Source organism: Sphingomonas sp. S-NIH.Pt3_0716, assembly GCF_003950715.1.
In the GTDB taxonomy this organism is placed as follows: domain Bacteria; phylum Pseudomonadota; class Alphaproteobacteria; order Sphingomonadales; family Sphingomonadaceae; genus Sphingobium; species Sphingobium yanoikuyae_A.
In genome coordinates, this window is record NZ_QLJK01000020.1 from 22834 (window position 1) to 47724 (window position 24891).

Genomic DNA, 24891 nt, shown 5'->3' on the forward strand with positions numbered 1-24891 from the left:
TCAGCCTTCCTGGCGGGTGAAGGCGAGGCAGGCCTTCAAGATGGCGGTGAGGGTGGCGGTCAGCGGCGCGGCATGGGCCGGGTCGAGCGGCGGCGGCCAGTTGGCCTCGGTCCGCTGGGCCGGTTCGTGGAGATAGCCGCGCATGGCCAGCTCCATCTGGATCGCATGGACGCCCTGTTCGGGCCGGCCATAATGGCGCGTGGTCCAGCCGCCACGGAAGCGGCCGTCGACGACATGGCTCATGCCGCTTGCCGCACAGAGCCGGGCGACCTCGGCGGTCAGTTCCGGCGAACAAGTCGTGCCGAAATTGGTGCCGATGTTGAACTGCGGCAATGCGCCGTCGAACAGGCGCGGCACATGGCTGCGGATCGAATGGGCGTCATAGACGACGACCCGGTCGTGCCGGGCGCGCAGCCGGTCGATCTCCGCCTGCAGCGCGGCATGATAGGGCGTGAACCAGTTGGCCCGCCGCCGGTCGATCTCAGCCGCATCGGGGACGGCGCCGGCATAGAGCGGTTCGCCGTCGAAATCGGTGGTCGGGCAGAGTTCGGTCGTCGCCTGTCCCGGATAGAGCGAGGCGCCGGAGGGATCGCGATTGACGTCGATCACGCTGCGCGAAATGGCGGTGCGGATCGTCGTCGCGCCCAGATCGCAAGCGAAGGCGTAGAGCTGATCCACCCACCAGTCGGCATCGGCGCGCGCGATCCAGGGCGAGCGGAAGGCGTCGCCGACATCGGCGAGATCGGTCCCGGTATGCGGGAAGGCGACGATCAGCGCCGCCTCGCTCCGCCGGATGTCGAGCCAGTCGCTCATCCCAGCACCGGCAGGGCGTGACCAGCGGCCGCCACCAGCGCGCCTGACCGGACGATGCGGTTGGCTGCCTCCATATCCGGGTGGAAATGGCGGTCGTCGGTCAGGTGCGGCACCTGATCCCGGACGCAGGCGCGCGCCGCTTCCAACGCGGTGCTGGAGGTGAGCGGGGCGTGGAAGTCCATGCCCTGCACCGCCGCCAGCAATTCGATGCCGATCACTGCGGTCGCATTTTCGGCCATGTCGAGCAGGCGGCGGGCGCCATGCGCGGCCATCGAGACATGATCCTCCTGATTGGCGCTGGTCGGGATCGAGTCCACGCTGGCGGGATAGGCGCGTTGCTTATTCTCCGAGACCAAAGCGGCGGCCGTCACCTGCGGGATCATGAAACCGGAATTGAGACCGGGTTTCGGCGTCAGGAAGGCGGGCAGGCCGCTCAGCGCGGGATCGACCAGCATGGCGATGCGGCGCTCAGCGATCGATCCGATCTCGCAGATGGCGAGAGCGATCATGTCGGCAGCGAAGGCGACCGGCTCGGCATGGAAATTGCCGCCCGACAGCGCCTCGTCGCTTTCCGGGAAGATCAGCGGATTGTCCGACACGCCATTGGCCTCGATGGCGAGCGTGGTCGCTGCCTGACGCAGCAGGTCGAGCGCGGCGCCCATCACCTGCGGCTGGCAGCGCAGGCAATAGGGATCCTGCACCCGCGCATCGCCGCTTAGATGGCTGGCGCGGATCGCCGATCCGGCCATCAGGCCGCGCAGTGCATCGGCGGTCTCGATCTGCCCGGCATGGCGGCGCAGCGCGTGGATGCGCGGGTCGAAGGGGGTGTCGGAGCCCTTGGCCGCTTCGGTCGAGAGCGCGCCCGTGACGAGCGCCGCCTGAAACAGCGTTTCCGCCTCGAACAGGCCAGCGAGGGCATTGGCGGTCGAGAATTGGGTGCCGTTGAGCAGCGCCAGCCCTTCCTTGGGGCCAAGCTCCAGCGGGGCGAGGCCGGCACGGGCCAGCGCCTCGGCGGCGGGCAGGCGTTCTTCGCCCAGCATGATCTCGCCGACGCCGATCATCGCGGCGGCCATGTGCGACAAGGGCGCCAGATCGCCGCTCGCGCCGACCGATCCCTGGGCCGGCACCACCGGGGTCAGCCCCTGGACCAGCATCGCCTCCAGCAGGGCGACGGTCTGCGGCTGCACGCCCGATGCGCCCTGGCCGAGGCTCGCGAGCTTCAGTGCCATCATCAGGCGGATGACCGGCACGGGGGAGGGGGCACCGGTGCCGGCAGCATGGCTCAGCACGATATTGCGCTGGAGCGTGGCGAGGTCTTCGTCACCGATCCGCACGCTCGCCAGCTTGCCGAAGCCGGTGTTGATGCCATAGACCGGCTCGCCCTTCGCCAGGATGCGCGCCACGGCCGCTGCGCTCTCGGCAATGCGCGGCGCCGATCCGCCATCGAGCCTGGCCGTCGCGCCGCGATAGATGGCGCGCCAGTCGGCCAGCGAGGCTTCGCCGGGGACGAGGATGATAGCGTTCATTGACCACTCCAGATGCGGGCATGGAGCGGGTTATACCCCATGCGATAAACCAGTTCGGCGGGGCGCTCGATGTCCCAGATGGCAAGGTCGCAGCGTTTGCCGACCTCCAGCGTGCCGATTTCGTCGGATAGACCCAGCGCGCGGGCCGCGTTGCGGGTGACGCCCGCCAGGCATTCGTCGACGGTCAGGCGGAACAGGGTCGCGCCCATGTTCATCACCAGCAGCAGCGAGGTGAGCGGCGAGGTGCCGGGATTGCAGTCGGTCGCCAGCGCGATCGGCACGCCGGCACGGCGCAGCCCGTCGATCGGCGGCAGCTTCGTCTCGCGCACGAAATAATAGGCGCCGGGCAGCAAGGTTGCGACCGTGCCGGCGCGGGCCATGGCGGCGATGCCGTCCTCGTCCAGATATTCCAGATGATCGGCCGACAGCGCGCCATGGCTGGCGGCGAGCGCGGCGCCATGCAGGTTGGAAAGCTGTTCGGCATGGAGCTTCACCGGCAGGCCGAGCGCGCGCGCGGCGATGAACAGCCGGTCCGTCTGCGCCGGCGAAAAGCCGATCCCCTCGCAAAAGGCATCGACCGCATCCGCCAGCCCTTCGGCCGCGACGGCGGGCAGCAATTCGTCGCACAGCATAGCGATATAGGCATCGGCATCGCCGGCATATTCGGGCGGCAGGGCGTGGGCGCCCAAGAAGGTCGTGATGATCCGCACGGGCCGTTCGCGGCCCAGCTGGCGCGCGGCGCGCAGCATCCGCAACTCGGAGACGGGATCAAGGCCATAGCCGGACTTCACCTCGACCGTGGTTGCGCCCTCGGCGATCAGCGCGCCGAGCCGGGGCAGGGCGCTGGCGACCAGTTCCGCCTCGCTCGCTGCGCGGGTGGCGCGCATGGTCGAGACGATGCCGCCGCCGGCTCGGGCAATTTCCTCATAGGAGGCGCCGGCCAGGCGCAGCTCGAACTCGGCGGCGCGATCGCCGCCATGGACCAGATGGGTGTGGCAGTCGACCAGGCCCGGCGTGATCCAGCGGCCGGCGCAGTCGATCGTTTCGGTGGGGGCGAAGGCAGGGGCATCGGCACGCGAACCGGCAAAGGCGATGCGGCCGTCGCGCGCGGCAATTACGCCGTCCTCGACCGCGCCGATCCCATTGCCCGCCATCGTCGCCAGTCGGGCATTGGTCCATAGCCGGTCGCATATCATCGTCATCGCCAGCCTCCCTTCACGGCCTTCCGTCCAGATTGCATGATTCGATATTTAATGTATAGACATTATATCGGTCCGGGAGATTTGCAGTCCATGACGTCCCTGTTTTTCGACCATGTGTTGCTGCCGGAGGGGTGGGCGCGGGACGTCCGCATGCAGTTGCAGGGCGGCACGATCGCGTCGATCGAGCAAGGCGCCACCCCGCAGGCCGAGGATATACGTCACGCCGTCGCGCTGCCGGGCCTGCCGAATCTGCACAGTCACGCCTTCCAGCGCGCCATGGCGGGGCTGACCGAGGTGCGCGGCCCGGCGGGCGACAGTTTCTGGACCTGGCGCGACCTCATGTATCGCTTCGTCGGTCGCATGGACCCGGACGATATCGCGGCGATCGCGGCCCAGGCCTATGTCGAGATGCTGGAAAGCGGCTTCACCCGCGTCGGCGAATTTCACTATCTGCATAACGCCCCGGACGGCGCGCCCTATGCGAACCCGGCGGAGACCAGCCTGGCGATCATGGCGGCGGCGGCGGAAAGCGGCATCGGCCTGACGCTGTTGCCGGTCTTCTACGCCTGGTCGGGCTTCGGTGCGCAGCCACCGAGCGAGGCCCAGCGGCGCTTCATCAATGATCTGGACGGTTTCGCCCGGTTGCGTGAAGCGGCAATCACGGGCGCACGCGATCTGCCCGATGCCGTGGTCGGCGTGGCGCCGCACAGCCTGCGCGCGGTCGCGCCCGATGAACTGGCGCTGCTCGCCCGGATCGCGGCTCATAATCCGGTCCATATCCATATCGCCGAGCAGCAGAAGGAAGTGGCCGACTGCATCGCCTGGAGCGGCCAGCGGCCGGTCGAGTGGCTGCTCGACCATGCGCCGGTCAGCAACCGCTGGTGCCTGGTCCATGCGACCCATATGACTGACGAGGAGGCGCGGGCGATCGCAACCCGCGGCGCGGTGGCGGGGCTCTGTCCGATTACCGAGGCCAATCTGGGCGACGGTCTATTTCCAGCGGAGGCCTTCCTCGACGCTGGCGGCGTCTATGGTGTCGGCAGCGATTCCAATGTCCGCATCGATGCCACAGAGGAACTGCGCCTGCTCGAATATGGCCAACGCCTTGGCCTCCAGCAGCGCAATGTGCTGGCGCGCCAAGCGGGCATGTCGACCGGTGATGGCCTTTACCGTGCGGCGGTGGCGGGAGGCGCGCAGGCGCTGGGCGTCGCGGCCGGATTGCGCGTCGGCGCATCGGCGGACTTCGTCACGCTGGACCTTGATCATCCTTCGCTGGCCCATCGCCCGGTCGAGCGTCTGCTGGATGGGCTGATCTTCGGCGCTGGCCGTGACGCCATCGATACGGTCTGGCGCCGGGGCGTGCAGATGGTAAGCGGCGGGCGGCATCGCGCCGGCGAGACCATCGCCACCCGCTATCGCCGGACGCTGGAGAAACTGACCGCGTGAAACAGCCGCTGCACGAGAAGATCCGCGCCGATTTCGAGGCCCGGATCCTGGCCGGCACGCTGGCGCCGGGCGACCGGCTGCCGACCGAGCAGGAACTGATGCAGGCGCATGGCTGTTCGCGCATGACCGTGAACAAGGCGCTGTCGGCGCTGCAATCGGCGGGCCTTGTCGAACGGCGCAAGAAGGCGGGCAGCTTCGTCGCCCGGCCGCGCGTCCATTCGATGGTGCTGGATATCCCGGACCTTGCCGTCCAGATTGGCGAGCGCGGCCAGCGCCACAGCTATCGCCTGACCCGGCGGCAGCTGCGCGGCCCGATTGCCGGGCGCGATGAGGAAGCGGCGCTGGCCAATGGTGCGCAACTGCTGGAACTGGATGGCATTCATTGCGCCGATGATCGGCCGCTGGCGGCGGAGCATCGCCTGATCGCGACCCGCGCCGTGCCCGCGATCGTCGATGGCGATTTCGACAGCATCTCGCCGGGCACCTGGCTGCTGCAGCATGTGCCCTGGACCGAGGCGGAAAACCGGATTTCGGCCGTGGGGGCGACGCGGGAGGAGGCCGCCCAGCTCGGCATCGCGCCCGGTGCGCCCTGCCTGTGCGTCGAGCGCCATACCTGGCGCGGCGGCGATCCGATCACCTATGTCCGCCAGGTCTTCCTGGCTGACGCCTATGACATGGTGGCCCGCTTCGGCCCGGCGGGCGGTTGACGGGGTAAAGGCAAATCGGCGCTCTTCCCCGCGGCTGACAAGGGCTGTCGGCGACAGGAAAGAGCGCCCGTCGACAGGCTCCGGTCAGGCCTCAAAGGCCGCCTTCTGCCTGTCGCTGCGAAGACCTCATGGTAGCGTAGAGGCCTCCGCATTCTCGATCGTCATGATGCCCGGTGGCATGCCGCGCTCGGCCTTCTGCCGGGCGACCATGGCGCGGACTTCAGCGCGCAACGCCTTTGCATCATAGATGATGCCGTCCTTGATCGTGTAATCGACGCCGCCGACCCGATCGACCTTGCCGGTCGCGTCATTGAGCCTGATCGATCCGGTGCCGAACAGCAGCTTCATGTTCGCCAGCGGGTTGCCCTTGATGACCACCAGGTCCGCCTTGCGGCCGACGCGAATGGTGCCGATCTGGTCCTCATGGCCGAGCAGCCGGGCGCCTTCCTGCGTCGCGGCGTGGATCACCTCCAGCGGGCTGAACCCCGCCTCGCGCAGCAATTCCATCTCCTGGATATAGCCGAAGCCATAGAGATTGTAGATATAGCCGGAATCGCTGCCCACGGTGACGCGGCCGCCACGGTTCTTGTAATCATTCACGAACCGCATCCAGCGGCGATAATTGTCCTTCCACGCCATTTCATGCTCGGTGGTCCAGTCGAACCAATAGGCGCCATGATTGGTGCGGCTGGGGCGATAATAGTCCCACAGCGCCGGCATGGTGTAATCGGCATGCCATTGCGCTCGGCTCATCCGCATGAAGTCCCGGCTGGTGAGATAGGCGGTGAAGGTGGGGTCCAGGGTGAAACCGCGTTCCAGCAGCCTGTCCATCACCTTGTTCCACTGGTCCGACCCCGGTTCGGCCGCCTGCGCCCACAGCCGCCCGGCTTCGCCGAAGCGCATCTGCTCGTCATTGTTGATGAAGTCGGTGGGAAAGGCCTGGATACGCTGGTCGGTGAACATCGCTTCGGGCAGGCCATACCAATGTTCCATGCTTTCGAGGCCCGCGCCCGACGTGCCCAGCACATTGGCATAGGCGACCAGTTGCTGGGCATGGTGCATGGTGCTGTGCAGGCCGAGCTTCTTCGTCTCGTCGAGTGCGGCGTAGAGCACGTCCTCCGGCGCGCCGCCGATGAACTTGATGCCGTCGGCGCCGCGCTTCTTGGCTTCCTGGATCACCGCGCGGGCGGTGGCGGCGTCGTTCACCGGGCCGCGTATCTGGTGGAACATCGGATAGATGTCGATGCGTGGGGCGACGATCTCGTTGCGGGCGCTGCGCGCCTTGATGTCGGCCAGCCACTCGATCGGATGGCCGCTGCCCAGGTCGCGGACGGAGGTGATGCCATGCGCCATCCAGAGCTTGAGGATATAGTCGGACGGCACTTTCTGCGCGTCGCTCAGCGAATGAAGATGGACATGGGCGTCGACGAAGCCAGGCATGACATAGGCGCCGGCCAGGTCGATCTCATGGTTGCCGGGCGCGGCGCGCAGCGCGGGATTGATCGCGCCGGGCGCGCCGATCGACTTGATCTCGGCGATGCGGTCGTTCGACAGGACGATGTCGAACGGCCCCTGAGCCGGGGCGCCGGTGCCGTCGATCATATAGACATGGCGCAGCACCGTGCGCTGGAACGGCCCCACGCCCTGGTTGCGGGCGGGAATGGGATCGGCCGCCTTTGCTGCCGGCGCATTGGATGCTTCGGGCGCCGCGAGCGCGCTGCCGCTCAGGAGCAGCGCCGCCAGGGCGAGAATGGGACGGGACCGGACGGCCATGCGACGCTCTCCTCTATCGCTGTTGTGAAAGGCGGGCCGGAGCATCACTGCCCCGGCCCGCCTGCTCGTCGGATCAGAACTTCATCCGCGCGCCGACGAAGTAGCGGCGACCCAGCGTGTCATAGAGCGACACGTCGGTATTGGCGTCGCCGACCAGCGTCGTGCCCAGGATCGGCGGCTGGCGATCGAGCAGGTTGTTGACGCCGCCGAAGAAGGAGAAGGTCTCCGTCGCGTCGATCGAGAAGCTGGTGTCGAGATACCAGACCGGGTCCACCGACTTCACTACATTGGTCGCGGTCGGATAGAGCTTCAGATCGCCGATCATCCGGCCCTGCAGGCGGAAGCTCAGCGGGCCGCTGGCATAGGTGGCACCCAGGTTCAGCTTGAAGTCCGGGGTGATGAAGCCGCCGGTGCCGACCGAACAGCCCGCACCATAATAGCCGGCGCAATCCTGCGGGGCGGAGGTGGCGAGCACCTGCGTCGTGCGCTCGAACAGCCAGCTGGCGATCGCCTGCAGCGACAGGCTGGCATCGTCGCCCAGCGACAGCGCACCGGGCAGCGGCACGCGATAATCGACCTGCGCGTCGATACCGTTGACCTTGAGCGAGCCGATATTGTTGCTCGACACGCTGACATAGTCGAGCTGACCATTGCCCAGGCGCGTGATCGCCCGGCAGGTGGCGCTGCCGGCATCCATCATCGTGTAGCAGTCGTTCATCGTCTGCTGCGCGTTGACGGTCATGATCGCGTCGTCGACCTTCACGTTGAAATAGTCGACCGTGATGTTGAGGCGCGGGATGAAGGGCGGCGAGATGACGGCGCCGATCGTGTAGGTCTTCGACTTTTCCTCATGCAGGTTCGGATTACCGCCGCTGTCCTGGTTGAGGCCGAGCGTCGCCTGGGTGAAGTTGGCGATCTCGCCGGCCGGTACGCCGGTGGCGACGCAGAAATTCTTGAGCGCGTCGCTGCGGCTGTCGCCGCCCGAGGTCGGGATGGCGCAGGGATCGGTGCCGCTGGAATAGCCGCGCGTCACCGCCGTATAGAGTTCGGCGATATTGGGCGCGCGGATCGCGCTGTTATAGGCGCCACGGATGCGGATCCAGCTGACCGGGGCATATTCGCCGCCCAGCTTCCAGGTGAAGACCTTGCCGACCGAGCTGTAATCCGAATAGCGGGCCGCGCCTTCGATCGCGAGCGTATCGAAGAAGGGCATGTCCGCCAGGATTGGAATGCGCAGTTCGCCGAACAGCTCCTTGACGTCATAGGCACCGGCCAGCGCCTTTTGCGACACCGCGCCATATTCATTGGCAAGGTCGAGCGGGCTGGGGCTGAACGTGTATTTGTCCTTGCGATACTCCGCGCCCAGCGCGACCGAAACCGGGCCGGCCGGCAGTTCGAACAGGGTGCCGGCGATGCTGGCGCCCGCGACCTGGCGCGTGAAGATGTCATGGCTTTCGCGCACCGGGGTCAGGAAGGCGCCGGCTTCCGGGCTGATTGAATTGAGGCCCAGGATCGACACCGGCACGCAGCCCAGCGACTGGTTGCGACAGACGACATTGCCGGAGGAATCGATGACGGCGTCCAGGCCCATCGACAGGCGGGTCTGCGAGATCAGCCCTTCATTCCGGGTGTCGGTGCGGTTGCGCATATATTGGTAGAAGGCGTCCCACTTCCACTCGCTGCCCAGCAGCGATACGTCGCCGCGCAGGCCGGTGGTGATCTGGTAGGATTGCCGTTCATAGCGATAGTTGCGCGTGCCCAGTTCGTCGGCGCGGCGGCCGCCGCCGACGATTTCCGCCGTGCCGTCGCCATTGGTATCGAAAATGGCGGCATTGTTGGTGAAGAACTGGCGCAGGCTTTCGGGCAGCACCGGATTGCTGGCATAGTTGGGGATCAGCAATGTCGAGGAGGCGGCGCCGGGCGTCAGCGGGGTGAAGCTGTCGGGCGCCAGGATCATGTCATTCTTGGCGTTGACGAAATAGGCCTCGGCATAGGCGGTGATCTTGTCGGCCACCTCATAATGGGCGTTGGCGGCGACATTGAAGCGATCGAGCGGGCGCTGCAGCAGGTTATAGGGCGCGTAGTTGTAGGTATCTTCCGGCTGGCAATAGGGCAGGACGGTGCCATTCTCGCCAAAACGAATGCCGGTGACCGATGTGCAACTGCCACCGGGGGTCAGGTTGACGCCGGTCAGGGCGGCGCGCTGCGCGGCGCTCAGCGGCACGCGGGTGCCGGGAATGCTGCCCGATCCCGAATAGACCAGCTGGCCGTTGACCTCGCCCAGCGGCGTGCGGCTGAAACCACGATCATTCTGGGTGATCGACGACTGGCGCGTCCAGCTGCCCGACAGGGTGACATTGCCCCGGCCATCGGCGGTGCTGGTGCCGAACGTCAGGTCGAGCTTCTTCGATTCGGCGTCGCCGCGGTCGCTGATGCCATATTGGGCGCTGGCTTCGACGCCCTCGAACTTGTCGTCGAGGATGAAGTTGACCGCGCCGGCGATCGCATCGGAGCCATAGACGGCCGATGCGCCGCCGGTGATGATCTCGACCCGCTTGATCAGGGCGTCGGGGATGGAGGCAAGGTCGACATTGCCGTTGGAATCGGCGGGGATGAAGCGGCGGCCATTGACCAGCACCAGCGTGCGGGTGTTGCCCAGGCCGCGCAGATTGGCGGTCAGCACGCCCGACCCGCCGCCATTATTGACGGTGGAGGTGTTGCCCGATGCCAGCTGCGGCATTTCGTTCAGGGTCTTTTCCAGCGTGACGTTGCCCGACAGCTTTACATCCTCGCTGCCCATGACCGAGATCGGGCTGGGCGCGGTCAGATCGGTGCGGACCAGGCGCGACCCGGTGACGACGATATCGGTGGAGGGCTGGGCCGCCTCCTGGGCCTGGGCGGTGGAACCCAAGCCGCCGCCGGCCAGGATAGTCGACAGCAACAGAAAGGCATTGCGGCGGCCGTACAGGCCCGCCGGTCGGATCGTCATCATTAGTCTATCCCCTTGTAATCGCTAGGATTCAATTCATTCGACACAGATTATGATTTTGCATGCGCAGCAATGTGGGATGCTGCGCCGATGTCGGCTCCTGCGTACCGGACCGCCTGACGGTCCCCCGGACGGGTTTTCAGCTCCTCTCTCTGTCTTTGCGGCTCTTTGACCGCTTCAATGTATATTGAATATCGTATACTTTAATCATGCTGAGGCTGCATGATGCTGTCAAGATTGCAGTTAAATGTCAGTCCGCAGTCGCCGGCAAAAAGCGTCGAACGGGGAGTTAGTGATATGAAAATAAATAGAAAAATTGTTCGTGCCCTGCTGCTGTCTGGAGCGGCTCTGGGGCTGTTCCGGCCCGACATTGTTGCAGCTGAAACAATATGGATACGCGACGTAACCGTCATCGACGGCACCGGGGCTGCAGCGAAAGCAGGGCAGGACGTGCTCATCGCCGATGGGAAGGTCGCAGCGGTCGGCGCAAAGCTGAAGGCGCCCCCCTCGGCGCGGCAGGTCGATGGTCGCGGGCGTTATCTGTTGCCCGGCTTCATCGATTCCAATGTTCATGCGACCGTCTATGGCAACCCGGCGCGCCGCGACACCTCATCACGCTATGCCGACCGGAACGAGGAACTGGCGCTCGAATTTGCCCAGCGCCAGTTGCGCGCGGGCGTCACCACCATGCGCGACAGCTATGGCGTGCTGCCGCCGCTGCTGGCGGTCCGCGACCGGATCGCCAGCGGCCAGGCGATCGGCGCGCGCATGCTGGTGGCGGGCAATATATTGGGCTGGGGCGGGCCATTTTCGCTGACCTATTCGCTGACCGGCGATCGCGACCTGACCCTGTTTCAGGAACAGTGGAACGACCTGCTCGCCCAGGGCATGGGCGAGGAACTGATGGACATGACGCCGGAACAATTGCGCGCCGCCGTCAGCGCCTATCTCGACCGCGGGGTCGATTTCCTCAAATATGGCGGCACCAGCCATTTCATGATGCCCTCGCTGATCGGCTTCTCGCCGCGCCAGCAGGCGGTGATCGTGGCGGAGGCGCACAAGCGTGGCAAGATGGCCGAAACCCATGCCACCAGTTCGGAAGGGCTGCGCCTGGCGGTCGAGGCGGGGATCGACCTGATCCAGCATCCCGAGATATTGAGCCGCGACTATCCCGACGATCTGATCGCGCTGATCCTGTCAAAGGGGACGCTGTGCGCGATGCGCTCCAACATGGTCACCGGCGCGGTACGACAGAAGCAGATCGCCCGGCGCGCCAGGGCGGTGGCGGACATTGCGCAGATGCCGCCGGCGCTGACCAGCACCGAATTGCGTCGCAGGGCAGCGATGCGCGGCGACGATGCGGAGATCGAGCGGCGCAATGCCGAGCGGCTGGTCGCGGCCGGATGCCCGGTCACGATCGCGACCGACAATTATCTGGGTGATGCGCCCGAATTTCGCCGCGGCCCCAAATCGCCGGAGCAGGAGCCAGGCGAGGGGAGCCTGCTGGCGATCGAAGGGCTGGTGGAACTGGGCATGACGCCGATGCAGGCGATTGTCGCGGCAACCCGCAACGGCGCGCGGGCCGCCGGGCGACTACAGGATCTGGGCACGGTGGAGGCGGGCAAGATCGCCGACCTGCTGCTGCTGGACGCCGATCCGCTGGCCGACATCCATAATATCCGCCGCCTCGACCGGCTGTTCGTTGCCGGCAAGGAGGTCGATCTTCAGGCCCTGCCGCAGACGCACCTGTTCATGGTCGCGGACAAGCGCTGAGCATAATCGGCGCCGCATCCTCATGGACGCGGCGCCGCTGTCTCACATGGCGCTGTCGTAGAAGGCCAGCAGGTCGCGGCGCAGGCCCTTCATGGACTCCGGGTGGATGTAGATCATGTGCCCGGATTCATAATAGCGATAGCTGATATTGGCCTGCAGCGCCTTGTCGAGCTGCATGTGCTTCAGGTCATATTCGGCGCCGGCAAAGGGCGTCGCCATGTCATAATAGCCGTTGAGCGACAGCACCTTGAGATGGCTGTTGGTGCGCATCGCGCGGGCCAGGTCCAGCGCGGTGTCGGCCGCCGGCATTGGCCGGCCGCCGCCGCCCGGCGCGCGATGGCGCTGGTCCCAGGCCGGGCTGATCTCCTTGTAGAAATTCGGGCGGTAACTGAGCGGCGTCTTGTAGCCCAGCGTGCCGAACAGATAGGAATTGAGCGCCGCGATATAGGCGCCGCTGATCGAGGTGTCGGCCGCGTCAAATTCGGGATCGGCGGCGCTGTCATCGACATCGATGCCGACGAAGCGGGAATCCAGCCGTCCGACGGTGCGGCTGCTGTCGCGCATCAGCTCCTTGCGGAACCGGCCGAGATCGATGCGCAGCTTGTTCTGCAGGATGAAGCCCTTGGACAGGCCGGTATAGGCGGCCAGCTGGGTCGCGATCGCATCGCGCTCGCCATCGGGCAGGTCGTCGCCCTTGGCCAGCGCGGACAGATAGGGGCCCAGGGCAAAGGCGCGCACTTCGCTCAGGAATGGCTCCAGCGTCGCCGGCCGGTTGGGCAGGCGGTTATGATACCAGGCGGTCGCGGCATAGCTGGGCAGATAGGTGACGTTGATCTGGTCATAGCCCGGATTGCGGATGCCATAGTTCAGGATCGACGACAGCAGCACCACGCCGTTCATCTGCACGCCGCGTTCCTGCAGCGTGTTGACCAGGCCCGCGGCGCGCAGCGTGCCATAGCTTTCGCCGAGCAGGAATTTGGGTGCATTCCAGCGATTGTTGATCGTCAGATAGCGCTGGATGGCGCTGGCAAATGCGTCGATGTCCGGATCGACGCCCCAGAAATCCTTGCCCTGCGCCTTGCCGAGCGGGCGCGACAGGCCGGTGCCGATCGCGTCGATGAAGACCAGGTCGCTGCGGTCGATCAGGCTGTCGGGATTGGGGCCGATGGCGAAGGGGGCGGGGCGGGCGGTGTCGGGCGTCGGCGTATCCACCCGGACGGGGCCAAAGGAGCCGATGTGCAGCCACATGGTCGACGACCCCGGACCGCCGTTGAACAGGAAGGTGACGGGGCGTTCCTTCGCGCCCTTGGCCCGATCGGCGACATAGGCGGTGTAGAACATGCTCGCGATCGGCTCGCCGGCATCGTTGCGGATCGTCAGCGTGCCGGGCGTGGCGGTGTAGTGGATCAGCTTGCCGGCGACCGTCACCGACGCGCGGCTGGGCATCGCCTGTTCCTCGACCGGGGCGACGGCGCTATCGTCTTTCTTGGCCTCTTCCTTCTCCGCCGGGGCAGGCTTGTCGGCGGCGATCGACGGCGCAGCCAGTGCCGTCAGCAGCAGGGGAAGGGCGGAATATGCGATGTTTTTCGGGATCATGACTCTGCCTGTTGCCTAAACTTGCGGCGAACCGTACATCGTATACCAAATCTGTCAAATGCGCATATGCATCATCTTCGTAAAGTTCCAAGGGAGGAGCAGAACATGAAGAACCGATGGCCCCGGCTCGCCGCCGCTGCCGCACTGTTGCTCGCCACGCCGGCACTGGCGCAGGGCTTCGATGCCGCGCAGGTCAAGCAGGGCGACCATGTCATTCGCGACTTTGCTTTCCGTTCGGGTGAGACGCTGCCCGAACTGCGGATGCATTATCGCACCATCGGCACGCCGCATCGCGATGCCAAGGGGCGGATCGACAATGCGGTGATGATCCTTCACGGCACCGGCGGATCGGGCGCGCAATTCCTGCAACCGCAATTTGCCGACGAACTTTATGGTCCCGGCCAGCCGCTCGACGTCAGCCGCTATTTCATCATCCTGCCCGACAATATCGGCCATGGCGATTCCTCCAAGCCCAGCGACGGGCTGCGCATGGCCTTCCCTCATTATGATTATGACGACATGGTCGAGGCGCAGCGCCGCATGCTGGTCGACGGGCTCAAGGTCGATCATCTGCGGCTGACCTTCGGCACCTCCATGGGCTGCATGCACATCTTCGTCTGGGGCGAGAAGCATCCCGGCTTTGCCAGTGCGCTGATGCCGATGGCGTGCCAGGCGGCGCCGATCGCGGGGCGCAACCGGATGTGGCGCAAGGCGGCGATGGACGGCATCCGCGCCGATCCCGCCTGGCAGGATGGCAATTACAAGGCGCAGCCGCTGCTCGGCCTGCGCACGGCATCCAGCCTGTCGCAGATTGCCGGCGCCGCTGCCTGGTACATGCAGGTACAATTTCCCACGCGCGACGCGGTCGACACCTATTGGAAGGAGCGGTTCGATCGCGACATCGCCAGCCGCGACGCCAATGATTATCTCTATCAGCTGGATTCGTCGCGCGATTATGATCCGTCCGCCGATCTGGAGAAGATCAGCGCGCCGATGACCTGGATCAATTCCTCCGACGACTTCATCAATCCGCCGGAAATGGGCATGGCCGAAACGGCAGCCAAGCGCCTGAAGACCACCCGCTACAAGCTGATCCCCTATTCGCCCGAGACGCGGGGGCACAGCACCCACACTTGGGCGAAATTCTGGAAGGATGAACTGGTCGCGCTGCTGGCGCGGAGTAACTGACCTTTTATCGGCCGCCTTGTTGCATGAGGCGGCCGATACGCGGCGATACGATCAGGATGATTAGGCCGATCAGCATGGCAAGGCCGCCGATCCGGCCATAAGCGGCGAGCACCGTGCCGGTCTGATCTGCCCCTGCCGATGCGCCGATGGCGGCGGCGATCACGCCCGACATGAAATTGCCGCCCGCCGTCGCCAGGAACCAGGTGCCCATCATCAGCCCCAGCATATGGGGCGGCGACAGGCGCGACATCGCTGCCAGTCCGACCGGAGACAGGCACAGCTCGCCCATGGTGTGGAGCAGGTAGAGCAGCAGGATGAAGAGCATCGGCATCTTCGCCCCCGGCAGCATCATGCCCGCGCCGACCAGCAGCAGGAAACCGGCGCCGACCTGGATGATGGCCAGGCCGAACTTGGCGGGGGTGGATGGCTCCAGCCCGCGCCGGCCGAGCTTCAACCATAGCCAGGCGAAGAAGGGCGCGAGCAGGAAGATGGAGAAGGGGCCGACCGCCTGGAACAGCGAGGCCGGCACGGTGATGCCGAACATGGTGCGGTCGACATGGCGGTCGATGAACAGGTTGAGCGAGGAGCCGGTCTGTTCGAACAGACCCCAGAAGACGGGCTGCACCACCAGCAGGAAGATCGCCACCAGCAACCGCCCGCGCGCCGCGCGCTCGAGCTTCAGGCAGGCATAGGTGACCAGGCCGATTCCCATCGCAAAGCCGCTGGCGCTCAGCAGATAGCCGACCGTCGCGGGGCTGGCGAGCAGGGCCAGCATCGCCGCGGTTAAGGGCAGGGCGCTGGCGTAAAGCCAATATTCGCGCCGGATGCCGAACAGCGGGCTCGCCAGCCAGCCCGGATCGGGCGCCTCGCCCTGGCCCTGCAACAATGGCCTGCCCATGACGAAGACAATGATGCCCAGGATCATGCCTAGCGCCGCCGCGCCAAAACCCCAGGACCAGCCGATCGTTTCGCCCAGCAGGCCGCAGACGAGCGGGCCGAGTGCGCCGCCAAGGTTAATGCCCATGTAGAATATGGTGTAGGCCGGATCGCGACGCATGTCGTCGCGGGGGTAGAGCTGGCCGACCAGCACCGAGACATTGGCCTTGAGGAAGCCGGTGCCGACCACGATGACCGCCATGCCGGCGAGGAAGATGCGGGTCGCGCTCTCACGGTCGCCGCCCAGCGCATCGAGGCCGAGCAGGATATGGCCGCAGGCGATGACGATGCCACCGAACAGCACCGCCTTGCGCGCGCCCAGATAGCGATCGGCCAGCCAGCCGCCGACCAGCGGGCTGACGAACACCAGCGCGATATAGGCGCCATAGAGCATGCCGGCGCGCTCGTCGGAGAAGAGGAACTGCTTGGTCAGGTAGAAGATCAGCAGCGCCCGCATGCCGTAGAAGGAGAAACGCTCCCACAATTCGGTGAAGAAGAGGATGAACAGGCCGCGCGGATGGCCGAGGAAAGTAGCGGTGGCGTGATGATCGGCAGGGGGCATGGCGCTCATTGGCAATAGGCAGGGTGGGTCGAGTCCGGCTCGAACGCGGACACATGGTTCAGGGCGATCACCCAGCGGCCCTCGACCTTGCGCATCAGCCGAGTGTTGATGCCGGACTGGCCGGGTTTGGCTGCAAGGTGGAAGCGGCTGATCAACTGGGCCGCGTCGGGCGCCAGCATCTCGATCCTGATGTCGCAGAAATGGAGCGTGCCGCGCGTTTCGGGCGAGGCTCCATAGTCGCGGACATAATGGTCGAGCGTCCCTTGCCAGTCGCGCTGGAACTGGCCGCGCGACACGAAGGTGACGCCGGGGTTGAGGAAGCCCGCCATATAGCCCCGAAAATCACCCCGGTTCCAGGCGATCTCCATGTCGGCAATCACCTGGCGGATCGCCGCCGTCTCCGTCTCCGCCGAAGGGGAGATCGGCGCGGCACCCATGCAGAGCGCCGCGCCGATCAGGGGGAGGAGAATGCGCTTACTGCGCCGCACCGGGCGCCCCGGATGCGGTCTTGGCCTTTTCCGCCTGGATGAAGCGGTCAAGCTCCGCCTCCATCACCGGCAGCGGCACCGATCCCATGGTCAGCAGCGTGTCGTGGAACGGGCGCTGGTCGAACTTGTCGCCCAGTTCCGCCTCGGCCTTGGCGCGCATCTTGCGGATCGACAATTCGCCCAGCTTGTAGGCCAGCGCCTGCGCCGGCCAGGCGATATAGCGATCGACCTCGTTGGTGATGTCGAGCTTCGCAAGCGCGGTGTGGCTGGCCATATAGTCGATCGCCTGCTGGCGCGTCCAACCCATGGAGTGCATGCCGGTGTCGATCACCAGCCGCACCGCGCGCCACATCTCGAATGTCTCGCGGCCGAATTCCTCATAGGGCGTTTCATACATGCCGAGCTTGGTGCCCAGCCATTCGGTATAGAGGCCCCAGCCTTCGCCATAGCCCGAGAAATAGGTCTGGCCACGGAAGGCCGGGCGATTGGGGGCCTCCAGCGCATAGGCGGCCTGGAAGCTGTGGCCCGGATTGCATTCGTGCAGCGTCAGTGCGGTCAGATTGTAGAGCGGCCGCGATGGCAGGTCATAGGTGTTCATCAGGCAGGATTCGAGCCCGCCCCGACCCGAGGTGTAGATGGGCGCGATTTCGTCCGGCACCGGCAGGATGGTGAAGCGATAGCGCGGCAGGTTGTTGAACGTGTCCTTCAGCTTGCCGTCCATCTTCTTGGTGACATAGGCGGAATAGGACAGCAGCTCGCGCGGGGTCTTGGCGTAGAATTGCGGATCGGTGCGCATGAATTCCAGGAACTCGGCGAAGCTCCCCTGGAACTTGGCGTCCGCCATCGTCTTCTTCATGTCCGCGTCGATGCGTGCGACTTCCTTCAGGCCGATCTCGTGGATCTGCTGCGGCGTCAGGTCCAGCGTCGTATATTCGCGGATCTGGTCCTGATAGAAGGCCTTGCCGTCGGGCAGCGAATAGGCGTCGATCGTCTTGCGCGCCTTGGGCATATATTCGCCGCGCATGAAGGTCAGCAGCTTCTGGTAGCTGGGCGCGATGGCGTCGCGGATCAGTGCCTGGGCCTGTGCCTGCATCGCCTGGCGCTGATCGGCCGGGATGGTGTCCGGCATCGCGGCGAACGCCTTGTAGAAGGGATTGTCGGTGCCGGCGGCCAGGAACGGCTCGATCGTCTTGTCACGTCCCTCGATCGATACGCGCGGCACGGTATAGCCGCGCTTCAGGCCCGCCTGCATATTCGCGATCTGCTCGTCGAAATAGCGGGGAATGTCCTTCATCCGGCCAAGATAACGGCGATAATTGTCGGCGCTGGAAAAGGGCGTGCGCGGGTTGAGGCCGGTCCAGAAGAAGGTGTCGCTGTTGAACGGCGCCTCATAGGTCTTGTACTTGATCTTGGTCGCATTCTCCCAGACCGATGTCTTGAACACCGCCTTGTTGATATATTCCTCATGCGACAGCTGGGCATCGGGGATCTGGTCGAGCTGTTTGAGGACATCGCTCCAATAGGCATAGCGGCGCTGCTGGGTGGCGGGCGTCACGCTGGGTAGATGATCGTCGGCGCCGCCTTCGGTTCGGCCGCTGCCGGGCAGGCGGGCAAATTCCTTCTGGCGCCAGCTCCATTCGGCGTCATAGAGCGCCTTGAGCTTCAGGTCGGCGGCGGTCGGCTGGGCGGCCGGAGCGGCAGCAGGCGGGGCGGCCTGAGCGAGGGCAATCGGGGCCGTGGCGGCGAGCCATGCGATGGCGAGCAAGGATGCGGCATGGGGCATTTTCATGAATGTCTCTCTTCCCTGTTCGGTGACGCGACCCGGCGCCCCGTTTATGTCAATAATGTATACGATATACCTTGGTTGGGGTGGGTCAAGTGCGCGTTTCGCCCGCGGGGGTGAAAATGCGCGCGCCGAACATGGGGCCGGCCCGCGTCATGCCGGGCGCCGGCTGGACGCGGATCATCACCATGCTCTTGCCGCGCGTCAGCGCCTCGGGAATGGCATAGGTGACGTCGAAAAATTCGCCGGGCCGGTCGGCATCCAGTTTCTGCGTCGCGATCTTCTGGCCGTCGACCAATATGTCGAACAGCCGGTTACGCTCCTCGCCCCAATAGGTGGCCTGCAGGATCAGCGGGCCGGGCTTCACCTTCATGCGGAACTGGAAATGGCCGTCGGTGCGCGCGTCGCGCCCATGCCGTCCGCGATAGGTGGTGGTGTAGGAAAGTTTCGCCTCCAGCCCATGATCGCGCTCGGGCTGCATCTCGCCCAGATGCATGACATCGACCGAGCGCCGCTCCAGGTCGCGGAGCCGGGCCTGCTCGACCGCAAAGGCCTGCTGCTCGACGTCCCATTCCTGCTGGGTGAAGCGCTTGAAATAGACGGCGGTGCGGCGATCGCGCTGCTGGAAGAAGGGCGAGAAGCTGAGGTCGGCGGGCTTGCCGATGCCAACGGTGCGATAGGCGGGTACGGCGCCGGGGGTGGCGGCAAAGCCCTGCGTCACATCGGCGGCGACCAGCGCCGGGGCGGGACCGTCAAAGGGCTGGTCGGCCGCGCCCAGATCGGCCGCCAGCACGACCGGGCCGTGCAGCAGCGCGATGGTGCGGGGATCATCCGGCGTTGCTTCGACCCGCAATGCCATCGGCAGGTCCAGCGTCACCTGATCGCCGGCCTTCCACTTGCGATCGATCAGGGCATAGCCATCGGCGATGCGCGGGGCGGGCAGGGGCGTGCCGTTGACGGCGATACGCGCGCCCTGGCACCAGCCGGGAATGCGCAGCGCCAGAGTGAAGCGGCCGGCCCGCGCCAGTTTCGGGATCGACAGGGCGATGTGGCCATCGAACGGATAGCCGGTCTCGATCCGCAGCTTTGCCCCCCGTGCCGCCCAGTCGGCTTCGCTGGGGATATAGAGATTGGCGATCAGCATGTCGGCTGGCCGGTCGGCATCTTCCCACCAGATGGATTCGCCATGCTTGGCATGGCTTTCCATGCCGCTGCCCACGCAGCACCAGAAATCGTCGAACGGTTCCGACCAGACGCGGTGCGACCCCGACATCAGCGGCACCATATAGGCGAACATGCCGGTGGCCGGATTCTGATGCGCCAGGATATGGTTGATATGGGCGCGTTCATAATAGTCGAACAGGCGCGCCTCGGGCTTCCAGGCATAGAGATGCCGGGTCAGCTTCAGCATGTTGTAGCTGTTGCAGCTTTCGCAGGTCTGTTCGGTGATATGCTTGGAAATGGTGCCGGGATCAGGGAAATATTCCCGGTCGGCATTGCCGCCGATGACATAGCTATATTGGCCGACCACGGTCTCCCAGAAGAAATTGGCGGCGATCGCGTCTGCGGCATTGCCGGTGATCTCGTGCAGGCGGGCAAGGCCGATCAGCTTGGGGATCTGGGTATTGGCGTGGATCCAGGGCAGGCTGTTCTGTCGCTGGGCCAGCGGGTCGAGCACCTTGCGATGGCGCAACCGCGTCGCCAGCGCCAGCCAGCGCGGATCGCCGGTGCGGGCGTGCAGTTCGGCGAAGCTCTCGTTGATGCCGCCATGCTCGCAGTCCAGCACCTGCTGCACCTGTGCATCGTCCAGTCTCGCGAACACGCCGTCGATATAGGCGGCCAGGGCCAGCGCGACGCCGCGCGCCTGGCTGTTGCCCAGATGGGTTTCGGCGTCGAACAGGCCGGCGAACAGCTTGTGCCAATTATAGAAGGGCACCCAGCAGCCGTTGAGATCGAACCCGGCCGATCGGATGTCGCCGCGCATGATCTCCGGAAAGATCAGCCTGCCATCCTCGATCACATCGTCGCGGCGACGGGTGAAGCCCGCGACATAGCCGTCGCCGGCTGCCGCCTGACAGGCGGCCAGTTCGTCGATGATATAGGCGGCGCGGCGGGCGCATTCGGCGTCGCCGGTCTGGGCGTGCATCAGCGCCAGCGCGGTCAGATAATGGCCCAGCGTATGGCCGGCGATGGTATCATTTTCCCAGCCGCCATAGATTGCCCCCTTGGGAGTCAGGCCGGCATGTTTGCGGAAATTGTGCAGCAGCCGATCCGGCTCCAGCCGCAGCAGATAGCGGCGATTGCTCTCGACCGCGTCGGCAAAGGGGGAGGGGAGAAGCCGGGTCCCCTGCAGCGGCAAGGCGCGCGCCGATTCGGGCAGCGCACTGCCGGTTGCGGCATGGGCGACGCTGCTCCATCCCTGCCAGGCGGGGGCCGTCGCGACGGCGGTCGCGGCCAGCAACATGGCCCTGCGGCTGAGGGGCGTGTGACGGTGGGACATGGCGGCTCCGGCTTGTCTGCAATCGTTATACGGTATACGATATTGCGATTATGGTTCGGGATCAAGACGGAGGATGCATGTCTATCTTCAACGCTGCGGCATGGGCAATAAAGGCATGAGCGCGGACGAAAGCGTCACGCTGACGCTGCAGCAGGTCGCGGATCTGGCCCATGCCGTGCTGCGCCGCCATGGTCTGGCGGAGGCGCATGTCGGCCCAGTTGCCGCGACGATCATCGCTGGCGAGCGCGACGAATGTGCGTCGCATGGGGTCTATCGCCTGCTCAACTGCGTCCATACGCTGAACAGCGGCAAGGTCGTGCCGGACGCTGTGCCGGTGGTCGACCCTGTCTCGCCCGCGCTGCTGCGCGTGGATGCGGCCGGCGGCTTTGCCCAACTGGCTTTCGCTACGGGATTGCCTTTGCTGGTGGAAAAGGCGCGGACGATGGGCATCGCCGCCATGGGCATCAATCGCTGCGTGCATTTTGCCGCGCTCTGGCCGGAGATCGAGGCGCTGACGGATCAGGGGCTGGTTGCCTTTGCCTGCACCCCCAGCCATGCCTGGGTCGCGCCGGCCGGCGGCACCTCGCCGCTGTTCGGCACCAACCCGATCGCCTTTGGCTGGCCGCGCCCCGGCGGCGATCCCTTTGTCTTCGATTTCGCCACCAGCGCGGTCGCGCGCGGCGAGATCGAACTGCACCGCCGCGCCGGCAAGCCGATCCCGGAAGGCTGGACGATCGATGCCCAGGGCCATCCGACCACCGATGCGGAAGCGGGCCTGGCCGGCGCATTGCTGACCTTTGGCGGGCACAAGGGATCGGCCCTGTCGGCGATGGTCGAACTGATTGCCGGGCCGCTGATCGGTGACATGACCAGTGCGGAATCGCTGGCGCATGACGATGGCGCCAAGGCATCGCCCTATGGCGGCGAACTGATCATCGCCATCGATCCCGTCGGCTTCCTGGGCGCGGCGGCCGCCGAGCATATGCAGCGGGCCGAGGCGCTGTTCGACGGCATTACCGGTCAAGGCGCACGCCTGCCATCGCAGCGGCGCTTCGCGGCGCGTCGTCGCACCCCCGATCAGGGCTGTCGCATTCCCCGCGCGCTCTATGAGGAACTGGCGGCGCTCAGCTGAGCGCCGCCAGCGATTTCAGGCGAACGGCTGGTCGATCGCGACCGAGGGCGGGGTGAACCAGGCCGCCCCGGTATCGGTCACGTAAAAATGATCCTCCAGCCGCACGCCAAAGCGATCCGGCACGACGATCATCGGCTCGTTGGAGAAGCACATGCCCGGCTCCAGCGGGGTCATGTCGCCGCGTACCAGATAGGGTGCCTCATGGATCGACAGGCCGATGCCATGGCCGGTGCGATGGGGCAGGCCGGGCAGGCGATAGTCGGGGCCAAGGCCCGCCGCCTCCAGCACGCGACGCGCCGCCGCGTCGATCGCGCCGCAGGGAATGCCGGGCTTGACCGCGTCGAATGCGGCCTGCTGCGCGTCCTTTTCCAGTGCCCAGATGCGCCGCTGCTCGGTGTCCGCCTCGCCATAGACATAGGATCGGGTGATGTCGCTATGATAGCCGCCGATGGTGCAGCCGGTATCGATCAGCACCATCTCGCCTTCGGCCAGCACGCTCTCGCCCGGCAGGCCGTGGGGATAGGCAGTCGATCGGCCGAACTGGACGATGCAGAAGCTGCTGCCCGATGCGCCGAGCGCCCGGTGCGCGGCTTCAATGAAGCGACGCACCTCTGTCGCGGTGATGCCGGGGCGCAGGATGCGGGCGGCGCGGCGATGCACCTCCAGCGTCATCGACTTGGCCTGCTGCATCAGCGCCAGTTCGGCGGCCGACTTTCGGCTGCGACAACCGTCGATCACGGCCGAGGCGGCAACCAGCGTCACATCCGGCGCGGCAGCGCGAATGCGCTCCACGAACAGGAAGGCCATGGCCGGATCGATCCCCAGCCGGGCGACGCCCAGCGTCTTGAGCGCATCGGCGACCAGGGCGGACGGGCTTTCATCCTCTTCCCACAGGCGCAGGTCGCCGGCGTCGATCTTGAGGTCGGCTTCCAGCGATCCGCGTTCGAAGCGCGGGCAGATCAGGATCGGCTCGCCGGTGAGCGGCAGCAGCATCGCCACCAGTCGCTCGCTTGCGCCCCAGGGCACGCCAGCGAAATAGGCAAGACTGGTCCCGGCATCGATCAACAGCGCGTCGAGCCCTTCCTGCGCCATCAAGGCGCGAGCCTTGGCAATGCGGGCCTGATATTCGGCGGCGGCGATGGCCGGCGCGCGATCGGTCCAGGGCTGGAGGCCGGCCAGTTCGGTGGCGGCGTCGGAACCGCCGATCTGCTGTGTCATACTCTATCCTTCAAAGCGACGGAGCGAAAAGGGCGTGGCATCGACCGGTGGCGGTGCGCCGGTGGCCAGCGCGGCGATGATTTCCCCGGTCAGCGGTCCCAATGTCAGCCCCAGATGCTGGTGGCCGAACGCATAGAGCAGGTTTTCCGCCCGGTCACTCCGGCCGATCGCGGGCAGATAATCGGGCAGGGTCGGGCGCGCGCCGATCCAGGGCCTGGCATCCACCTCGATCGGTAGGCCCAGTGCCGCGGCATGGGTGCGCAGCCGCTGCCATTTACGCGGGTCGGGCGGGGCGGAGAGGCTGGAAAATTCGACGAAGCTCGCCGCGCGGAGCCCACTCTCGAACCGGGTGACGATCATCGATCGATCCTCGAACACCACCGGCGGCATGTCCATCGGCCAGCCTTCGGGCGCGTTCGGCGTCTGCAGATGATAGCCCCGTTCGGCGATGATCGGCACCTTGTGGCCCAGCGGGCGCAGCAGGACATCTGATGCGGCGCCGGTCGCGACGATGATATGGTCGGCGTCCAGCGTCTGGCCGTCGGCCAGTTGCACCTGCGCCTGCCCATCACGGATGGGCAGTGCGCTAACCTCCGCTTGCTCGATCCGCCCGCCTGCCGCCAGCAGAGCATCCTTCAGATCCTGCGCCAGCCGGGTCGGGTCGGCGATGCGGCCACTGCCCTCGCAGCGAATCGCGCCGATAATCGGATGGGGAAACAGGGCTTCGAGCAGGGCCATCTCGCGCGCCGTCGCGTCGCGGAAGCGCGCCGTGCCGCAATCGGCCCCCATCCAGGCTTGGCGCCCGGCCTGCGCACTTGCCTCGCTTTCCCAGACGATGAAATGCCCATCCTCGATCAGGCGGCTCTGGCCCGCGCATAGCGCGTCGATCCGCTGCCAGGCCGGCATTGCTTCTTTCAACATTGCCTTTAACGCGGCGCGTCCTGCCGCAAAGCGCGACGGGCGCGCGGCATTCAACAGGCGCAGTGAGAAGGGTAGCCAGCGGCCGATGTCGCGCCAGGGCAGGCCGAGCGCCCCCCCGCGCCAGAACAGTCGCCGGGGAAAGCTGCATACCGTCGCCATCGACGCGAGCGGGTCGATCTGCTCCACCGCGACATGGCCGGCATTGCCCCAGGATGCGCCGCGCAGCGGGTTTTCCCGTTCGATCAGCAGCGTTGAAATTCCCTTTTCCTGCAATCGGATAGCGCAGGATATTCCGACGATGCCGCCGCCGATGATGATTGCGTGTTGGGTCAATTGAC

17 protein-coding genes are annotated in these 24891 nt (G+C 65.9%); 5 read left to right on the plus strand and 12 right to left on the minus strand.

The window, feature by feature from the left end:
* From hutG to hutI, 3 genes are read right to left on the minus strand one after another with little or no spacing between them, the layout of a single operon-like run.
* Positions 1 to 813 (minus strand): N-formylglutamate deformylase, encoded by an 813-nt coding sequence (gene hutG / locus BRX37_RS16360; protein WP_125988255.1) that lies wholly within the window; start codon positions 811 to 813, stop codon positions 1 to 3.
* Positions 810 to 2339: a histidine ammonia-lyase gene (gene hutH, locus BRX37_RS16365; RefSeq protein WP_125988257.1), complete on the minus strand. Its 1530-nt coding sequence runs from the start codon at positions 2337 to 2339 to the stop codon at positions 810 to 812. Before hutH ends, hutG begins: the two co-directional genes overlap by 4 nt.
* Positions 2336 to 3535: an imidazolonepropionase gene (hutI, locus tag BRX37_RS16370; RefSeq protein ID WP_206434173.1), complete on the minus strand. Its 1200-nt coding sequence runs from the start codon at positions 3533 to 3535 to the stop codon at positions 2336 to 2338. The genes hutH and hutI overlap by 4 nt, the downstream gene beginning before the upstream one ends.
* A 96-nt stretch (positions 3536 to 3631) precedes the next feature.
* Here hutI and BRX37_RS16375 point away from each other — a divergent pair, with 96 nt between their 5' ends.
* Together BRX37_RS16375 and hutC are read left to right on the plus strand one after the other, a co-directional pair.
* Positions 3632 to 4987: a formimidoylglutamate deiminase gene (locus BRX37_RS16375; RefSeq protein WP_125988261.1), complete on the plus strand. Its 1356-nt coding sequence runs from the start codon at positions 3632 to 3634 to the stop codon at positions 4985 to 4987.
* Entirely contained in the window at positions 4984 to 5694 is a 711-nt protein-coding gene (gene hutC / locus BRX37_RS16380) for a histidine utilization transcriptional repressor HutC (protein ID WP_125988263.1), read from the plus strand. The genes BRX37_RS16375 and hutC overlap by 4 nt, the downstream gene beginning before the upstream one ends.
* A gap of 126 nt (positions 5695 to 5820) precedes the next feature.
* On the opposite strand, the gene BRX37_RS16385 is transcribed toward hutC, so the two are convergent.
* On the minus strand, positions 5821 to 7467 hold the full coding sequence (locus BRX37_RS16385) for an amidohydrolase family protein (protein WP_125988265.1): 1647 nt from the start codon (positions 7465 to 7467) through the stop codon (positions 5821 to 5823).
* 73 nt (positions 7468 to 7540) lie between these two features.
* Positions 7541 to 10459: a TonB-dependent receptor domain-containing protein gene (locus tag BRX37_RS16390; RefSeq protein ID WP_125988267.1), complete on the minus strand. Its 2919-nt coding sequence runs from the start codon at positions 10457 to 10459 to the stop codon at positions 7541 to 7543.
* A 294-nt stretch (positions 10460 to 10753) separates the two neighbouring features.
* On the opposite strand from BRX37_RS16390, the gene BRX37_RS16395 reads away from it, so the two are divergent.
* The gene (locus tag BRX37_RS16395) at positions 10754 to 12229 is read left to right on the plus strand and encodes an amidohydrolase family protein (RefSeq protein ID WP_318276721.1); all 1476 of its coding nucleotides are present in this window, start codon (positions 10754 to 10756) and stop codon (positions 12227 to 12229) included.
* A 42-nt stretch (positions 12230 to 12271) separates the two neighbouring features.
* Here BRX37_RS16395 and BRX37_RS16400 read toward each other — a convergent pair whose 3' ends face one another.
* The gene (locus tag BRX37_RS16400; RefSeq protein ID WP_125988269.1) at positions 12272 to 13825 is read right to left on the minus strand and encodes a S10 family peptidase; all 1554 of its coding nucleotides are present in this window, start codon (positions 13823 to 13825) and stop codon (positions 12272 to 12274) included.
* Between the two features lie 105 nt (positions 13826 to 13930).
* Here BRX37_RS16400 and BRX37_RS16405 point away from each other — a divergent pair, with 105 nt between their 5' ends.
* Positions 13931 to 15013, plus strand: coding sequence for an alpha/beta fold hydrolase (locus tag BRX37_RS16405; protein WP_125988271.1), 1083 nt, complete (start codon positions 13931 to 13933; stop codon positions 15011 to 15013).
* Positions 15014 to 15017: 4 nt separating this feature from the next.
* Here BRX37_RS16405 and BRX37_RS16410 read toward each other — a convergent pair whose 3' ends face one another.
* The 4 genes from BRX37_RS16410 to BRX37_RS16425 form a co-directional block, all read right to left on the minus strand.
* Positions 15018 to 16520, minus strand: a complete 1503-nt coding sequence (locus BRX37_RS16410; protein WP_125988273.1) for a peptide MFS transporter — start codon at positions 16518 to 16520, stop codon at positions 15018 to 15020.
* Positions 16517 to 16948, minus strand: coding sequence for a YybH family protein (locus tag BRX37_RS16415; protein ID WP_125988419.1), 432 nt, complete (start codon positions 16946 to 16948; stop codon positions 16517 to 16519). The genes BRX37_RS16410 and BRX37_RS16415 overlap by 4 nt, the downstream gene beginning before the upstream one ends.
* 37 nt (positions 16949 to 16985) lie before the next feature.
* Positions 16986 to 18788 carry a DUF885 domain-containing protein gene (locus BRX37_RS16420; RefSeq protein ID WP_125988275.1) on the minus strand — a complete coding sequence of 601 codons (1803 nt, stop codon included), beginning with the start codon at positions 18786 to 18788 and terminating at the stop codon, positions 16986 to 16988.
* A gap of 85 nt (positions 18789 to 18873) precedes the next feature.
* Positions 18874 to 21282: a beta-L-arabinofuranosidase domain-containing protein gene (locus BRX37_RS16425; RefSeq protein WP_318276722.1), complete on the minus strand. Its 2409-nt coding sequence runs from the start codon at positions 21280 to 21282 to the stop codon at positions 18874 to 18876.
* A 115-nt stretch (positions 21283 to 21397) separates the two neighbouring features.
* Here BRX37_RS16425 and BRX37_RS16430 point away from each other — a divergent pair, with 115 nt between their 5' ends.
* Positions 21398 to 22414, plus strand: coding sequence for an Ldh family oxidoreductase (locus BRX37_RS16430; RefSeq protein WP_318276725.1), 1017 nt, complete (start codon positions 21398 to 21400; stop codon positions 22412 to 22414).
* Between the two features lie 15 nt (positions 22415 to 22429).
* Here BRX37_RS16430 and BRX37_RS16435 read toward each other — a convergent pair whose 3' ends face one another.
* On the minus strand, positions 22430 to 23632 hold the full coding sequence (locus BRX37_RS16435; RefSeq protein ID WP_125988279.1) for a M24 family metallopeptidase: 1203 nt from the start codon (positions 23630 to 23632) through the stop codon (positions 22430 to 22432).
* A 3-nt stretch (positions 23633 to 23635) separates the two neighbouring features.
* The gene (locus BRX37_RS16440; protein WP_206434171.1) at positions 23636 to 24886 is read right to left on the minus strand and encodes an NAD(P)/FAD-dependent oxidoreductase; all 1251 of its coding nucleotides are present in this window, start codon (positions 24884 to 24886) and stop codon (positions 23636 to 23638) included.
* Positions 24887 to 24891 lie beyond the last annotated feature (5 nt).

Excerpts from the sequence above, each read along its gene's own strand:
- hutI (WP_206434173.1), bottom strand. The coding sequence starts at position 3,535 with ATGATATGCGACCGGCTATGGACCAATGCCCGACTGGCGACGATGGCG.
- hutH (WP_125988257.1), bottom strand. The coding sequence starts at position 2,339 with ATGAACGCTATCATCCTCGTCCCCGGCGAAGCCTCGCTGGCCGACTGG.
- BRX37_RS16420 (WP_125988275.1), bottom strand. The coding sequence starts at position 18,788 with ATGAAAATGCCCCATGCCGCATCCTTGCTCGCCATCGCATGGCTCGCC.
- BRX37_RS16375 (WP_125988261.1), top strand. The coding sequence starts at position 3,632 with ATGACGTCCCTGTTTTTCGACCATGTGTTGCTGCCGGAGGGGTGGGCG.
- BRX37_RS16430 (WP_318276725.1), top strand. The coding sequence starts at position 21,398 with ATGAGCGCGGACGAAAGCGTCACGCTGACGCTGCAGCAGGTCGCGGAT.
- BRX37_RS16435 (WP_125988279.1), bottom strand. The coding sequence starts at position 23,632 with ATGACACAGCAGATCGGCGGTTCCGACGCCGCCACCGAACTGGCCGGC.
- BRX37_RS16400 (WP_125988269.1), bottom strand. The coding sequence starts at position 13,825 with ATGATCCCGAAAAACATCGCATATTCCGCCCTTCCCCTGCTGCTGACG.
- BRX37_RS16385 (WP_125988265.1), bottom strand. The coding sequence starts at position 7,467 with ATGGCCGTCCGGTCCCGTCCCATTCTCGCCCTGGCGGCGCTGCTCCTG.
- BRX37_RS16425 (WP_318276722.1), bottom strand. The coding sequence starts at position 21,282 with ATGTCCCACCGTCACACGCCCCTCAGCCGCAGGGCCATGTTGCTGGCC.
- hutG (WP_125988255.1), bottom strand. The coding sequence starts at position 813 with ATGAGCGACTGGCTCGACATCCGGCGGAGCGAGGCGGCGCTGATCGTC.
- BRX37_RS16405 (WP_125988271.1), top strand. The coding sequence starts at position 13,931 with ATGAAGAACCGATGGCCCCGGCTCGCCGCCGCTGCCGCACTGTTGCTC.
- BRX37_RS16415 (WP_125988419.1), bottom strand. The coding sequence starts at position 16,948 with ATGGGTGCCGCGCCGATCTCCCCTTCGGCGGAGACGGAGACGGCGGCG.
- BRX37_RS16410 (WP_125988273.1), bottom strand. The coding sequence starts at position 16,520 with ATGAGCGCCATGCCCCCTGCCGATCATCACGCCACCGCTACTTTCCTC.
- BRX37_RS16395 (WP_318276721.1), top strand. The coding sequence starts at position 10,754 with ATGAAAATAAATAGAAAAATTGTTCGTGCCCTGCTGCTGTCTGGAGCG.
- BRX37_RS16390 (WP_125988267.1), bottom strand. The coding sequence starts at position 10,459 with ATGATGACGATCCGACCGGCGGGCCTGTACGGCCGCCGCAATGCCTTT.